Genomic DNA, 15,166 nt, shown 5'->3' with positions numbered 1-15,166 from the left:
GCCATAATGACCGTGTAAAGGCTTTCAAAACTATGGCGGAGGGAACATTATGGCAGCGAATAAGGCTGTTGCTCAAGCGGTTGGCGGGGAAGGGGAAGAACCGCGGCTCAAACTAGGGGAGAAAATCGCCCTCGTCATCGGCAGCGCGCCGAATACGTTTCATTACCAGATCATCCAGATGTATTTGCTGTTCTTCTATACGGATGTGATGAAGATCAGCCCGGCCTTCGTAGCCGTTCTGTTCTTGGTGGTTCGGATCCTCGATGCGGCGATCGCTCCTTTCTTCGGCGCTTTCTTGGATAAGGTAAAGACGCCTTGGGGCAAGTATACCCCTTGGTTTGTCCTCCTGGGCGTCCCCTTCGGGATCGTAGGCTGGCTGACGTTCACGGTTCCGGATCTAGGCGAAACGGGGAGACTCGCCTACGCCGTCGTCACCTATACGGTTTACAGCGTTTTTTGCACCGTGATCACGATTCCGAGCAATGCCGTCGTTCCGGTAGTCACCCGCAGGCTGGAAGAAAGAATCACCGTCGGGCAGCTCAACTTTCTCTTTATTATGCTAGGGGCTTTGCTTGTGCAAGTAGGGGTCGTTCCTCTGTACAAAGCGCTTGGAGGGGGAAACGATGCCCGCGGCTTCTCTCTATTGATGGCGGCGGTTGCGGTCTTGACCGTTCTCCTCTCGATCTATCAGTCGGCCAAGGTTAAGGAACGATACGCGATCGAGACGAAGAAGGACGAGAAGCCGCCTTCGCTTAAACAGATGCTGGCCGCTACTTTTACGAACAAATATGCCTTGATCTTGTACGTTTACATATTTGCAAGCGCTATCTCGTCCGGAATACGATCCGGCGTTCAAATTCACTTCTACAAGTATTTCTTCGATAACGAGAGCCTGATGGCCCTCATGGGAATCGTCGCCCTCATCCCGACCTTGTTCGGAGTCGCCTTCAGCCAGCGGGTGATCCGGAGATTCGGCTTGAAGCAGACGGTGGTGGCCGGCGTTATCGCCAACCTGGCGACCTGTCCGATCTTCCTCTTCATTCCCGCGAACAATACCGGATTGATTATCCATATTGCGGTAACCTGCATCACCAGCTTAATAGGCGGATTCGGCACGCCTGCCCAAGGGGCGATGATGCCGGCCGCCATCGATTACACCGAGTGGCGAAGCGGACTGAAGCTGAACGGGTTCATGAGCTCGTTCAACGGATTCATTCAAACGTTCGCAACCGCCTTATCCGGGGCGATCGCGGCCTGGTCGCTAACGCTGATCGGATACGTGCCGGACGTGGAGCAGTCCGACTCGACGCTGTTCGGCCTTCGGGTTCTCGTGGGTGTCCTGCCCGCCGTATTCGGCGCGTTCGCCATATGCATGCTGTGGTTCGACTTGACGGAAGAGAAGCAGAAGCGGATTTTCCGAGACTTGTCCGAGCGACGCAACCAACAACAAACCCATACCGAATCAGGAGGAATGTAACCATGTTCAATCAAGAAACCGATCCGGCAAACCAAGCGAGCTCGCTATATGACGGGCGGAACGATCCCCAGTTTCGAACTCCTTACGTGGACATCGAGGAATGGCGGGAGGCGCCGGTGCGGCATCGGTACGTTCACGGCGGCTTCGAAGGGACCGAGACCCGATTCTCCTTCTATTTCCCGGATAAGGAAGTTTACAAGGGGCGCTTCTTCCAACCGGTTTATCCGGTGCAAGGGAGCGAGAACGCGTCGCAGAGCCATATCGACGGCGTGGACGACAAGATCGGCTTCGCCGTCTCCAGCGGTTCTTATCTGGTAGAGACGAACATGGGAGGCGCCTCCCCCGACATCACCCTTGTATATCGGGCCAGTGCCGCGGTCGCGAACTACTCTCGGGTCAAGGCGGTCGAATACTTCGGCCCGCATCGTCCCTATGGATATATCTACGGCGGCAGCGGCGGCGGCTTCAAGACGATCAGCTTCATGGAAAATACGACGGGGATCTGGGACGGAGCGGTGCCGTTCGTCATCGGAACGCCCGTGGCGATTCCGAACGTGTTCACGGCAAGAGTTCATGCGATGAGGCTCCTCTGGGATAAGTTCCCTTCTATCCTGGATGCGATAGAGCCCGGCGGCAGCGGGGACATGTACGCCGGCTTGAACGAAGAGGAGCGGGAAGCGCTCGAGGAAGTAACCAAGATGGGCTTCCCTCCGCGGGCATGGTTTGCCTATAAAGAAATCGGCGACGGGGCTCTGACGGTTCTCTCGCCGCACGTGATGAATCTGGATCCTGCGTACTTCGAGGAATTCTGGACGGTTCCCGGCTATCTGGGTGCCGATCCGGACAGCTCGGCGGCCAAAGCTCGGCTTCGGCACAAGACTGTCGTCACGGAGGTCATCTGGCCGCGAAGCGAACGACGATCGGGCGCGGATAGCTCGACGAAGATGGGGGTAGACGAAGCTTGGAAAATGCTGACGGCAGCGGCGGATACGATTCCTTCCTTCCGGTTGGCTAATGCCCCGGCAGCGGATGCTTATCTGCAGGGAGCCTACATCAAGATCTTGAGCGGCGAAGCCGCGGGCGTGAAGATCCCTCTAGGAAAAATCGATGGGGACGTCGCGACGATCGGCTCGGCGTTCGGCTTCTTTGCTTCGCTGGATAGCTTGGCTAGAGTGAAGGCCGGAGACGAGATCGCGGTCGATAACTCCGACTACCTGGCTCTGCAAACCTATCATCGGCATCAAGTCCCGACGCCGGATTATGCCGTGTGGGATCAATTCCGGGATGAGCGCGGAGAACCGATCTATCCGCAGCGTCCGCTTCAAGTGGGGCCGATGGTTGCCTACGGAGGAGCGGGGTCGCTTCAGAGCGGCCGTTACGAGGGTCGAATGATCGTCGTGCAAACGCTCATGGACGAGAGCGCGTTCCCTTGGCAGGCGGACTGGTACCGATCCAAAGCGAAGGAGCATCTCGGCGATCGAATGGACGATCGGTTCCGGCTGTGGTACGTGGATCATGCCCTTCACGCGGACGATAGCTCGAACAACGTTCTGGACGCTCTCCATATCGTAAGCTATGTACCGGTGCTGCATCAGGCGCTGCTCGATCTGAGCGATTGGGTGGAGAGAGGGATAGCTCCTCCCTCCAATACCCGATATGAAGTGAAGGACGGCCAGGTCATCGTTCCTCCTACCGCCGCCGAACGCCAAGGGATTCAGCCGGTTATTCGTCTGACGGCGAACGGCGGAGAACGCGCCGACGTCGGGATCGGCGAAGCAGTGCGATTCGAAGCGAAGATCGAAGCGCCTCCGAATACGGGCCGAATCGTGTCCGCGGCATGGGATTTCGAGGGGGAAGCGACGTTCCCGATCGAGGGAACGATCGTCTATGAGAATGAGGAAGGCTCGCAAGCCGTCGTCCGGGCAACGCACTCGTTCTCCAAGCCCGGCACGTACTTCCCGGTGCTGCGCGCGGGATCGAGCCGTAACGGGGATAGCGAGGACTTGTATACGCAAGTGTTGAATCTGTGCCGAGTGCGGGTGGTCGTGAAGTAACGCATTCTGCCTTCAAGGCCCTCAAGGATACAGCGACAGCGCAGGACTTAGGCGTCCATGGCTGTCGCTGTTTTCCGAGCCGTTACGAAGCCGAGAAGAACCGCGACAAGGGCGGCGGCAAGGAAGACGACCGATCCCAGCATGGAGGCCGAAACGCCGTGGGCGAACTCCAGCCGGGAAGGCGGATCGGCAGGGAGCATTCCGTTAAATACGGTTACGAGAACGGCCAACCCCAGCGAAGAACCGCTCTGATGCGCGACGTTGACAAGGCCCGAGGCCGCGCCCGAATCGCGAGGCTCCACGTCCGAGAGTCCCATGGCGGTGAGCGGTTGGAACGCCATGCCGGCTCCGATGCCCATTAGGATCAACAGGATGAACATAAGCGGGAAAAACCCGTCCTGCACGTAAACGATCCGGCTTAACCAGAGCGTGCCCAGAATGGCGAGCAGCAGCCCGGCGGTCAGTACCTTCCGGTTGCCGAAGCGATTCACCAGCCCGGGGATCAGGTACATCATCGCGAACTGGGCGCCCGTGAACGGCAGGAAGGCCAAGCCGGCTTGAAGCGAGCCGTAACCCAGGACGTTCTGCAAGTATTGAGGGATAAAGAAGAAGAGAGAGAAATTCCCGCTCACCAAGAGGAACCGTCCCAGATACGCGACGGACCTTTGGCGGCTTGCGAACAATCGGAGCGGGACGATCGGTTCGGCCGCCCGCGCTTCGATTCGAACGAATGCCGCCAACGAAACGATGCCGGCCGCAAGCCAAATCCAGGTTGCCGGATTCCCCCAACCGAGATCCGCGGCTTGAACGAAGCCGTATACGAGAGCGGTCATGCCGATGACCGAGGACATCGCCCCCCAGAGATCGAACCTTCCTTTTCTCGTGCCCGTCGGCTGGATATGCCTCTGAACCAGAATCAGCAATACGACTCCGATAGGGACATTGATCAGCATCCCGGCGCGCCAAGAGATAAGATCCGTAAGCAATCCTCCGAGAAGGAGACCGATGCTGCCGCCTCCGGCCGAAACCGAGCTGTACATCGCGATCGCCCTCGAGCGTTCCTTGCTCTCTACGAAGCTTGCGGATAATAAAGCCAGGGCGGCAGGCGTTGCCAGCGCGGCCGAGAAGCCTTGGACGGCGCGGGAGACGAGCAGGAATCCGGCTGTCGGCGCCAAGCCCGCCGTCAGAGAGGTAAGCGTAAATAATCCGATGCCGATCGCAAGCATTCTTCTGCGACCAAGCAGATCGCCCGCCCGGGCGCCCAGCAGCAGCATGCCGCCGAAGGCCAAGATATAGCTGTTCTGAACCCAAGTCAAGCTTGTCGTCGACATGCGCAGCGAACGGCCGATTTCCGGAATGGCGGTTACCATGACGGAGGCGTCAAGCACCACGATAAGCTGGCAGGCGATAATAATGGTTAAAAGGATCGATTTTGATGGAATCATAACAGGCTTCCTTCCCTTGAGATAAGATAACGTTCCGAGAATCATTATGGATGGAATCGGCGGAAGGAAGTAGACCGTTCCTGCTTATTTATTGCCTAAAGCTGCAAATCCGCTTTATAATTCGAGCTAGGAACGGAGGGGGAGAATGACGGAACACAAGAAAGCTTTGAATCGACTCCTTGCCATGACGAATCGAATTCCGCTTGCGGAGGGACGAACGCCAACCGGCGTCCCGTATCTGAGCATCGTTAAACATAGCCGCGATACCCTGAGGAGCTCGGGGATTTTGACCCCGTCTTTTTGCCTAATTCTACAGGGGGGCAAGAGGTTCTATCGGGTCCGAGAGATCTTTGATTATTCGGCTGGAGATTACTTGGCGTCTTTGATCGATATGCCGGCGTCCGCCCAAGTCGTCGGGGCGACGGAGCAAACGCCTTATGTCGGGCTGCGAATCGATTTGACGACGCAGGAGCTCGCGTCCGTGGTCATGGAGGCCGGTCTGGTCGCGGATCCGAAGGGGAACGGTCCCGATGCCGGAGCTTTCATCGGCCGATCGGATGCCGAGCTGTTGGATATCTTTTACCGGCTGCTAAAGCTGCTCGGACGTCCCGGGGAAGTTCGCTATCTGTCCGAACTGCTCAAGAAGGAGATGATCTTCCGCTTGCTGTCCGGGGAGTACGGTCACTTGTTTTTCCAGAAGTGGCTCTTCGGTCATCGCGAGGATGGGATCGGCAAGGCGATCCAGTGGATCAAAGACCATTACGATCGTTCGTTTACCGTCGAGGAGCTTGCCAAATCGTGCAACATGAGCGCTTCCGGGCTGCATCACAAATTCAAAGCGATCACGACCATGGGTCCCTTGCAGTATCAGAAGCAGCTTCGGCTGCAGGAAGCCAAGCGGCTGATGTTAAGCGGTTCCGTAGGAGCCACGATGGCCGCCTCGGCCGTCGGCTACGAAAGCCCGTCGCAATTCAACCGGGAATACCGCAGGCTGTTCGGCCTGCCTCCGCTGCAGGACATGAAAGAGATGCGTAAATCTTCTGCCCCATGGGGGGTTGAGGATTGATAGCCGTCTTCCAGTCGCGAGAATAATATCTCATGTGTTTAAGGGCAAAACGGCAAAAGGGGCGGAACCGCTTCGACCAAGGAAAGGTCGAAGCGGTTCCGCCTCTTTTTCTGGAGTCTATCATGCGCGAAGCCTGCCGTTTAGCCATCTTTTATAGCTTATAAGAAAAATAGATAGATGAGCAGATGAAGAAGTCTACGCATGATAGCAGATACGATCATTTACTAAGTAGCGAGAAAGGAGGTGACGAACATGAGAAAAATGCGCAAGGGCAAAATCGTCAGACTCCGGAGAGTTCGCATTCGCCAAAATCTTGGCAATGGATTTCTTCGCTCCGTCTTCTCTTCCGATACCGTTGACGCCAATTCGTTCGTGACATTTAATCTGACGGCCGCAGAAGGCAGAGTCGTGGTGAACGCAGGCTGGACCATTAGCACTCCGACGGCGATGGCTTTTGCTTCCGAGAGCTTCCCTACGAGCACGACGAACTGGCGGATCACGATTCAGAATCCGACGAACACGCAACGCACCGTAACTCCTTACCTCATCACCAAGCTGGCCCCTTAATAAGGTCTTGATACCCGAATAACCGAACAGGCGTAGGCGACGCCGAGCTTGAGGGTGTCTCAGCAGTCATCGCGGATGACGGAGACACCCTTATTCCAGTCAATAAACCTTCTTCAGAAGCTCGATCGCTTCCTCTAAGCTGAGGCCGAAGGATTTGTAGTAGTCCGTGTCGCCGGCCATCTGCTTCATGATCATATCGTTGCGCATCCGAAGCATTTCTTCGGAGGAGAAATCAGCGACGAAGCACCCTTTTCCCGTAGTCGTAGTGATCAACCCGCTTCGTTCGAGCTCTTCCCAGGCTTTCTTGATGGTGATGACGCTGATGCGAAGCTCCTGGGCCGCTTGCCGAATGGGCGGCAAGGGATAGCCGCCGGGCAACTCGCCAGTTAGAATCTGGGCACTGATTTGATCGAAAAGCTGCTGGTAAATCGGTTTTTCGGAGGTGTTCGAGATAGCTACATTCATTGGATCTCCACTTTCAGGAATCGTTTAAAGGCCATTCGATAAGCGATCCACGTGAACGCGATAAAGATCGCGATTCCCGCTATCAGGATGGAGGAGTGAAGGGCCATGTGGTCGCCGACGGTCACGTTAAATATTTCGGACATCTTCGTATTCTGGATTCCCAGCCATTGAGCGGCTACGGCAAAGAGCATGGCACTTGTAATGGAAACGATCAACGCCGAGCCGAATTTATACGCCGTTTTATAATACATTGGGATTAAGGTCAGGTTGAAGATCGCCAGCATGACAAAGCATAAGCCCCAGAAACCCGGGGAGGGCTTGAAGAAATAGTAGTCTATGTTCGTGTATAAGCGAGTCGTGATCAGACCGTAGAGCATGGCGATCACGATATGCAGAAGTTCCAGAATGACAATAACGGATATCCTTGCTTTCACCATATCCTTTTTGCTCACGGGCATCATGGCGGTAAACATCAAATCGTTCTGGGACCTAAATCCGTAGAAAATATTCGGGACCGTGATCCAGCAGAAATACAGAAGAACAATGAAATAGATCCAGCCGGGAATGAGCATCAAGGCGCCCATTAAAAGCGGGAAGAGAAAAAACATAGGATGTACTCCTATTTTTAAATCCTTCCTCAATAAGTTATACATACGTTTCCTCCTTTTTCGCGAAAAAGATCATGATCTCCTCGAGGCTCGGTATGGTTGCCCGAATATCGAGAGCCGGATCGAAGTCTCCGGCGTGGATCAAACCCGTAAAGCCGAAGGAGTTCACTTTGTAGGAAATAAGCTTGTCTTTCACCTGATGCAGATCGCTTTCTTTGCCGTTCAGCAGTCGGTAGGTCTCCCTGAAATGTTCTTTATCCGAACTATTGACGATTTTGCCGTTATCGACGAAGGTGATGAAATCCGCGCACTTCTCCAAATCGGATGTGATATGAGTCGAGAACAGGATGCTGACTTCGCCATCAAGGACGAGCGATTGGAAAATATCCAAGAGATCGTCTCTTGCGACCGGATCGAGTCCGCTTGTCGGTTCGTCGAGAATGAGCACCTTAGCGCCATGGGATAGGGCAATGGCCAGATTGTACTTTACTTTCATCCCCGCCGACAATTCGGCGATTTTTTTGTTTTCGTCCAATTTGAATCTTCTAAGATAGGTGGAATACGTGTCATCGTTCCAATTTTTGTAGAACTTCTTGATCACGTCGGTCAACGTTTTGATTTTGCTTCGGGTATAGAAGTCGATCCCGCCGAAGGCGAATCCGATCTCTTGTTTCAGCTCGGTTTCGTGCTCCGCCATTTTCTTGCCCAGTATGCGAACCTCTCCGCTATCGGCCTGAATCAAATTCAGCATCGATTTGATCGTGGTCGTTTTGCCTGCGCCGTTGGCGCCGATAAACCCCATGATATAACCCTTTTCCAACTGGAACGATACGTCTCGAAGCTCAAAGTTCGGATATTTCTTATTTAAATTCCGGATGTCCAAGGCCAGCATGTCGTACCTCCGTTTCAAATTGTGTATGTTGTGTATGCACAATATAACACTGACTGGCATTTTAAGTCAACTGCAAAAAATGACACCAAACCGGTCAAACGAATCGGATTCTACGCGGAATGAGCGGGTGATAAAATGAGGTTCCAATAAGACTTAAGCGCCGAAAAGGGGAACGATCATGAGCATACGACCGGAATATCCGCGCCCCCAATTTGTAAGGGATACGTGGATGAGCTTAAACGGAACGTGGGAGTTTCGCATGGATGACGGCCATGTCGGAATGGCCCAAAGATGGTACGAGAAAGGGGAGTTCGACCGGACGATCGCGGTTCCGTTCTGCTACCAGAGTCCGCTCAGCGGCATCGGGGAGACGGAATTCCACGATGTCGTCTGGTATCGCCGTACCGTGCGGCTTCCCCGCGAAGCGGAGAACAAGCGCGTCGTCCTTCATTTCGGAGCGGTCGACTACGACGCTTCCGTCTGGGTGGACGGACGGCTGGCGTGCAGCCACGAAGGAGGCAACGCTTCTTTCTCCGCCGACGTGACGGACATCCTTGCCGAGGGAACCGAGGAGCATACGATCGTCGTCCGCGCCCAGGATTACTTCGAGGACTTGGCGCTGCCGCGCGGCAAGCAATACTGGAAGGAGAAGGGCGAAGTCATGTGGTTTCGGAACATGACCGGCATCTGGCAATCGGTCTGGATGGAATTCGTCGACTCCGTCTCCCTATCCCGGGCCCGCTTCACTCCGCATCTGGACACGAACGAGATCGAGATCGAGACCAGGATCGAAGGTTTGGCTCCGGATGCCCGAGCCGATCTGGAAATCAAAATCTCCTTCGACGGCAAAACGATCGCCAGGGAACGAATCGAAGCGGGAGCGCTTGAAACCCGCCGCATCAACCTGAAAGACTTCAACGATCACGGCTTCGGACGGTGGTGGTCGCCGGAGAAGCCGAATCTCTACGATGTCGAATTCACTCTCTATGTCGAGGGTGAAGTCACGGATCGCGTGACAAGCTACTTCGGAATGCGTAAAATCTCTGTAGAAGACGGTAAAGTATGCTTGAACAACAAGCCTTATCCGATGAAGCTGGTGCTGGATCAAGGATACTTCCACGACGGCATCCTGACGGCGCCGTCGGACGAAGCGATTCGGCTGGACGTGGAGCTCTGCAAGCAAATGGGCTTTAACGGCATGCGCAAGCACCAGATGGTCGCGGATCCGAGATACCTGTATTGGTGCGACAGGCTGGGCGTACTGGTGTGGGGCGAAGCCGCGAATGCTTATGCCTATTCCGAGGATTATGCTTACCGGATGACCCGGGAATGGGGAGAGATCATCCGGCGCGATTACAACCATCCTTGCATCGTCGCTTGGGTTCCGCTCAACGAGAGCTGGGGCGTGCCGGACATTCTGATCGATCCGAAGCAGCGGCATCACGCGATGAGCCTGTACCATTTTACCAAGTCGATCGATTCGACGAGGCTGGTGCTGTCCAACGACGGCTGGGAGCACTGCCTGTCCGATCTATGCACCGTTCACGATTATTCGCGGGACCGGCGTACCCTGCTCGACCGGTATTCCGATCTGGAGCGAATACTAAACGACATGCCGGGCCGCAAATTCGTCTACGCCCCGGGCTATCGATATGGCGGCGAGCCGATCATGGTAACCGAATTCGGAGGCGTCAACCTGCGCGTCCTGGAGGAATCTCCCGACGTGACGCCATGCGCGTCGGACGAGCGCGAATTCCTCGAGCAGGTTACGGACGTCATTCATCCGATGGTCGTCTCCGGTCTTGTCCAAGGTTATTGCTACACGCAGCTGACGGACACAGAGACGGAAATCTGCGGTCTGCTGACCTGGGATCGCAAGCCCAAAATTCCGCTGGATGTCATCCGTCGCATCAATGAAGGGGAAATCCCGACCGCCTACTAACATCTTCGATGACTCGCACGGGAGGAATAACCGATGTCGCTGCCGCTTGTCCAAGCTTTTTTTGCAGCCCAGATTCGTTTCTTGAGGCGCTTCACGGTAAAGCGGAGGCTATTCTTCACGTTCTTGATCATCTCCATCGCACCGCTCGCCATCGTGGCGACGGTGTCTTTTTACTATTCCTATAAAGATGCCGCCCAGAAGATCGAATCGTATTCGCAGCAGATCATTCGCCAGGTCGAGATCAATACGGACGCGGTCGTCTCCGATTATGAGACCCTGCTGCAGACCGTCGTCAACGAAGACGTGATCCAGAACGACATGAAGGGCGCGGCCGGGCTGGACAAGCTGGGCCAATACCGGCTGGACGACGAGATCAAACGAATGCTGAACGTGAAAATGATGAACAATCTGGCGATAACCGGCATTACCGTGGCTCTTCTGGACAACCGGTACAGCATGTTCGTCGGGAACCGGATGGTTCCGTCGATCTACGGCGGCACGCGGCTCTACGGGGAGACGCTTGGCCGGGACGGCGGCGGATTCCTATGGATGCCTCCTCACTTGAACGAGGTGAAGGGCTTCTTTCAAACCGGCGAGAAGGTGCTGACCCTGTCCGTGCCGATCAAAGACCGTTGGCGGGGAACGAACTTCGGCTTCGCCGCTCTCGCCGTTAGGCCGAACAGCTTCAAGCCGATCATGTCCGCTGCCGGGGCTTCCGAACAAGGGCAGGTCTACGTTCTCGACGAATCGGGATCGGTGATCTACAGCGACGAGGAAGCGCAATGGGGAATGCCGCTCGACGATCCGGAGCTGATCGGCGCCTTGAAGAAGCAGACTTCCGATTACGGACATTTCAATTACACGGTCCGCGGGGGAAGCAAGTACCTGTTGTCCTTCACTCGCATGAAAAGCACGGGATGGACCATCGTCAACCAAATTCCTTACCACTATCTCATGCGCAGCACATGGAGAATCCTGACCTTCACGATCGTCATCGCCGGGTTCTTCATGCTGCTGTCCGCTTATATCGCCGCTTTGGTGTTCAACAGCATATTCAGCGGTATCTACCGGCTGATGCGTTCGATGCGGAGCCTGGAGATGGGCGACTTCCAGGTAACGAACATGGGGAAGACGGGCAAGGACGAAATTCAGCAGCTTACGACTTCCTATGACCGGATGGTGGACCGATTGGACGATCTCATCAACGAGCTGTACCGCGAGAAGGTCGTTCAGCAGGAGATGCAGATCAAGGCGCTGAAAGCGCAGATCAATCCCCACTTCCTATACAATACGCTGGAGACGATCTCCAGCCTGGCGAAGATACATGGGGTCCGAGGGATCAGCCGGATGACGACGTCTCTGTCCCATATTTTCCGTTACAGCATAACGGGGGATGAGGACATCGTTCCGCTGAGGGATGAAATTCGCAGCGTGGAGCATTATTTAAGCATTATTCAAGCGAGATACGGGGACCGGATGTCGTTCCGGATCGACGTGCCGCAGCCGCTTCTGGAGTGCAAGGTGCTCAAGCTTATCTTGCAGCCCCTTGTGGAGAATGCGGTTCAGCACGGGATCGAGCCCAAGCCGGAACCGGGAAGGGTGAGCATATCCGCCTTCCGGGAAGGCGACAAGCTGCGGTTGGTCGTTGCGGACGACGGAGCGGGGATCGCCGCCGACCGGCTGGCGGAGCTGAACCGGCTGCTGGAGAGTCCGCCGGATTCCTCCCATTCTAAGGGTTCGGGTTCCGGCGGCATCGGCCTGCTGAACGTGAAGGAAAGGCTGTGGCTGGCTTACCGTGAACGATCTTCGTTCCGTCTGTCCAGCACGGCCAATCAAGGGACGACGATCGAGTTGACGCTGCCGATCGAGACCGGCGGCAGCGAGGCAAAGGAGGTTGAAGAGCGTGTACCGCGTACTGATCGTGGAGGATGAGGAGATTATCCGGCAAGGCTTCAAACGAACGATCGAATGGAAGGACTACGGCCTCGAGATCGCGGGCGAAGCGAAGGACGGAGCCGAAGGACTGGAGGTCGCGAAGCGGCTGCGTCCCCATCTGATCTTCGCCGACATCCGGATGCCGGGGATGGACGGTCTGGCTTTCGCGGAGCAGGCTATAAGGCTGCTTCCCGACGCGAAAGTCGTTATCGTCAGCGGCTATAAGGATTATGAGTATTTTCGCCAATCGCTCCATCTCGGCCTGTTCGACTACCTCTTGAAGCCCGTCGAAGAAGAGGAGCTCGTTCGAGTGGTCGAGAAGGCCGTGCGGAGCCTCGATGAGCTTCAAGCCTCGCGCCGCGAGGAGATCGAAGCTTCCTCGCGCCTTCGCAAGAGCGAGAGCGTGCTTCATCACGTTCTGCTCAGCAGGCTAGCCGAAGGCGACCTGTCGCCGCTGCGCGAGTCGATGCCGGACCCTTATTTGCGGGAAGTGTCCTTCGATCGTTACGCCGTCGCCGTCCTGCGCATCGACAACTACGGGGAGCTAGCCAGGGGGATCTACGCGGGGGACGAGGAAATCTTGCTGTTCTCCGCCGTGAACATCTGCGAGGAGTTTGCCGGCGCGAATACGTTCGTATTCCGCCAGCTCGGGTTGAAGAAACAGATTACGCTGCTTAAAGGAATAAACGAAACGGAAGGCGGCGAGGCCTTCGAGAAGGTTCAATCGGAGTTTCGATCGGAAGCGGCGGGTCTTCTCGAGAGCTTCAACCGGTTCGGGAGGTTCAAGATCACCCTCGGCGTCGGCCGGGCTTACGAGGGATGGGAAGGCATTCACCGCTCTTACGAGGAAGCGACCGAAGCGGCGGAGAGTTCGACCTTCCGCTCCGGAAGCCGTCTTGTCGTGCATTCCGGCGAAACGATTCTCGCCGAGGGGCCGTCTTGGTGGACCGGCGAATTGGAGGAGCTTTTCCAATCCGTCTGCAAATTAAGAGACGCCGAGAGGGCGGCCGGCTTGCTCGATACGGCTCTCCAGTCCCCGGAAGCGGAAGACGCGTCGCGGGGACGGGTGTACGGCTTCGCCGCAAGAATGCTGGAGCTCGCCGACCAAGCGGTTCGGGCCGGCTCCTCCAGCCTGAACCGAGACGTTCCTTATTGGTTCGATTGGACCCGAATCCGAGCTCTGGACGACTTGCGGGAGATTCGCGCGTGGATTGCGGCCGAGCTGGTTCGGTTGCTGGGCCGGGGGAATCCGGTCTATTGGGATTCGAGATCGCTGATCCGCGATTTGAAGGAGTACGTGGCGCGCCATTTCACGTCCGAGGAGATGACGCTCGGCTCGCTCTCCTCCAAGTTCGGCATGAACGTCTATCAGATTTGCCGGTTGTTCAAGAGCGAATTCGGCACGAACTTTCACGTCTTTCTGACCGAGCTGAAGATGGAGAAAGCCAAGGAAATGTTACGGAGCAGCGCCATGCCCGTGCAGGATATCGCCTTTCTGGTCGGTTACAAGGAGACGAAGTATTTTTTCAAAGTATTCAAGAAGCACGTCGGCATGACGCCTTCCGAATATCGCAGCCAACCTTAAAACGAGCTTGTAAATGAGCTTGCCATCCGATGCGCCGCCCCTCTTGTCCCGAACCGTCAGGTTCCGGGCAAGGGGGGCGTTTTTTACCGTTTGTCTCGCAAAAAGTTGCACCCGATTCGGCAACGGCGTCGGATTATGGCTGCCGCGGCCGCATGCTAAGATGAGGTCATTAACGAACCGGATGGCGTGGCAGAAAGGAAGATTCGTATGATACGCGCAGGACGCAAGGGTTTCGGCCGCCGGATGGATCGGTGGGCTCCGATCGTGTTCACCGCTCCGACCTTATTGTTTATCGTAGCTCTGATGGTGTTCCCCTTCTTGTATTCCGTTTACCTGAGCTTGCTTAAGTACAAGTTGACGCTCCCGGCGGCAAGCATCCATTTTACCGGGTTCGATAACTATCGCTATATGTTGGACAACGCGAGCTTCCTGAGGGCGGCGCAATGGACGTTCGTCTTCTCGGTTATCGCGGTAGCGGCGGAAGTGATCCTCGGAATGATCATGGCGCTGACCCTGAACAGCAACGCGTTCGGCAAACGCACGGCGGTGTTCAAAAGCTTGTTCATCATGCCGCTGATGCTGGCGCCGATCGTCTCCGCGAAGATATGGTCGCTGCTTTTCCAGGTCATTTACGGCCCGATCAATTACGTTCTCTCTTCGCTGGGTTTCGACCGGGTAAGCTGGAGCGGGGAGCCGCTTCCGGCCAAGCTGTCGATCATTCTCGTCGATATTTGGCAATCCGCTCCGTTCTGCATGCTCATTCTGCTCGCCGCGCTCAAGACCGTTCCCAAGGAATTGACCGAAGCGGCGGCCATCGACGGCGCCGGGCGAATCGGCAGCTTCTTTAAAATAACGCTCCCCTTGATCCGCCATTTTCTCGCGCTTGTCGTCTCCATTCGAATCATGGACGCGCTCCGGGTGTTCGACAGCGTCGTCGCGCTCACGAACGGGGCGCCGGGCGACACGACGGAGACTCTCGCTACCATTACCTATAAGACCGCGTTCCGATACGCGGACATCGGCGCCGGCTCGGCGGGCTCCATTCTTTATTTCCTATTTATCGTCGTCTTCTCCTTGCTCGCCTTCGTGTTCATGCGGCGCAAGGATCCGGCCTGACGGAGGTGCATCGC

General features: G+C 56.0%; 12 protein-coding genes. 8 read left to right on the top strand and 4 right to left on the bottom strand.

The window, feature by feature from the left end:
- Positions 1-49 precede the first annotated feature (49 nt).
- Positions 50-1,477 (top strand): MFS transporter, encoded by a 1,428-nt coding sequence (locus H7B67_RS10515; RefSeq protein ID WP_185119779.1) that lies wholly within the window; start codon positions 50-52, stop codon positions 1,475-1,477.
- Positions 1,478-1,479: 2 nt separating this feature from the next.
- A complete protein-coding gene (locus tag H7B67_RS10510) occupies positions 1,480-3,531 on the top strand; it encodes a PKD domain-containing protein (RefSeq protein WP_185119778.1) in 2,052 nt (683 codons plus the stop codon).
- 47 nt (positions 3,532-3,578) lie between these two features.
- Here the strand turns inward: H7B67_RS10510 and H7B67_RS10505 are convergent, their stop codons facing one another.
- Positions 3,579-4,976: an MFS transporter gene (locus H7B67_RS10505; protein WP_185119777.1), complete on the bottom strand. Its 1,398-nt coding sequence runs from the start codon at positions 4,974-4,976 to the stop codon at positions 3,579-3,581.
- A gap of 145 nt (positions 4,977-5,121) precedes the next feature.
- On the opposite strand from H7B67_RS10505, the gene H7B67_RS10500 reads away from it, so the two are divergent.
- The gene (locus H7B67_RS10500; RefSeq protein ID WP_185119776.1) at positions 5,122-6,042 is read left to right on the top strand and encodes an AraC family transcriptional regulator N-terminal domain-containing protein; all 921 of its coding nucleotides are present in this window, start codon (positions 5,122-5,124) and stop codon (positions 6,040-6,042) included.
- A gap of 252 nt (positions 6,043-6,294) precedes the next feature.
- A complete protein-coding gene (locus H7B67_RS10495) occupies positions 6,295-6,609 on the top strand; it encodes a hypothetical protein (RefSeq protein WP_185119775.1) in 315 nt (104 codons plus the stop codon).
- A 99-nt stretch (positions 6,610-6,708) separates the two neighbouring features.
- On the opposite strand, the gene H7B67_RS10490 is transcribed toward H7B67_RS10495, so the two are convergent.
- The 3 genes from H7B67_RS10490 to H7B67_RS10480 are packed head-to-tail and all read right to left on the bottom strand — an operon-like array spanning position 6,709 to position 8,574.
- Positions 6,709-7,074 carry a GntR family transcriptional regulator gene (locus H7B67_RS10490; RefSeq protein WP_185119774.1) on the bottom strand — a complete coding sequence of 122 codons (366 nt, stop codon included), beginning with the start codon at positions 7,072-7,074 and terminating at the stop codon, positions 6,709-6,711.
- The gene (locus H7B67_RS10485) at positions 7,071-7,727 is read right to left on the bottom strand and encodes an ABC-2 transporter permease (protein WP_185119773.1); all 657 of its coding nucleotides are present in this window, start codon (positions 7,725-7,727) and stop codon (positions 7,071-7,073) included. The genes H7B67_RS10490 and H7B67_RS10485 overlap by 4 nt, the downstream gene beginning before the upstream one ends.
- Positions 7,720-8,574 (bottom strand): ABC transporter ATP-binding protein, encoded by an 855-nt coding sequence (locus H7B67_RS10480; protein ID WP_185119772.1) that lies wholly within the window; start codon positions 8,572-8,574, stop codon positions 7,720-7,722. Before H7B67_RS10480 ends, H7B67_RS10485 begins: the two co-directional genes overlap by 8 nt.
- A gap of 178 nt (positions 8,575-8,752) precedes the next feature.
- Between H7B67_RS10480 and H7B67_RS10475 the strand changes: the two genes are divergently transcribed.
- The 4 genes from H7B67_RS10475 to H7B67_RS10460 all read left to right on the top strand — a co-directional run bounded on the left by H7B67_RS10475 (position 8,753) and on the right by H7B67_RS10460 (position 15,152).
- A complete protein-coding gene (locus H7B67_RS10475) occupies positions 8,753-10,516 on the top strand; it encodes a glycoside hydrolase family 2 protein (RefSeq protein ID WP_185119771.1) in 1,764 nt (587 codons plus the stop codon).
- Positions 10,517-10,549: 33 nt separating this feature from the next.
- Positions 10,550-12,448: a cache domain-containing sensor histidine kinase gene (locus tag H7B67_RS10470; protein WP_185119770.1), complete on the top strand. Its 1,899-nt coding sequence runs from the start codon at positions 10,550-10,552 to the stop codon at positions 12,446-12,448.
- Positions 12,420-14,036, top strand: coding sequence for a response regulator (locus tag H7B67_RS10465; RefSeq protein ID WP_185119769.1), 1,617 nt, complete (start codon positions 12,420-12,422; stop codon positions 14,034-14,036). Before H7B67_RS10470 ends, H7B67_RS10465 begins: the two co-directional genes overlap by 29 nt.
- Before the next feature lie 207 nt (positions 14,037-14,243).
- Complete coding sequence (locus tag H7B67_RS10460) at positions 14,244-15,152, top strand: carbohydrate ABC transporter permease (RefSeq protein WP_185119768.1); 909 nt, start codon at positions 14,244-14,246, stop codon at positions 15,150-15,152.
- Positions 15,153-15,166: the final 14 nt, after the last annotated feature.

This window comes from Cohnella thailandensis (assembly GCF_014212135.1).
Taxonomy (GTDB): domain Bacteria; phylum Bacillota; class Bacilli; order Paenibacillales; family Paenibacillaceae; genus Cohnella; species Cohnella thailandensis.
The sequence above is the reverse complement of the archived record's forward strand: the minus strand, read 5'-3'. Positions and strand labels throughout refer to the sequence as shown.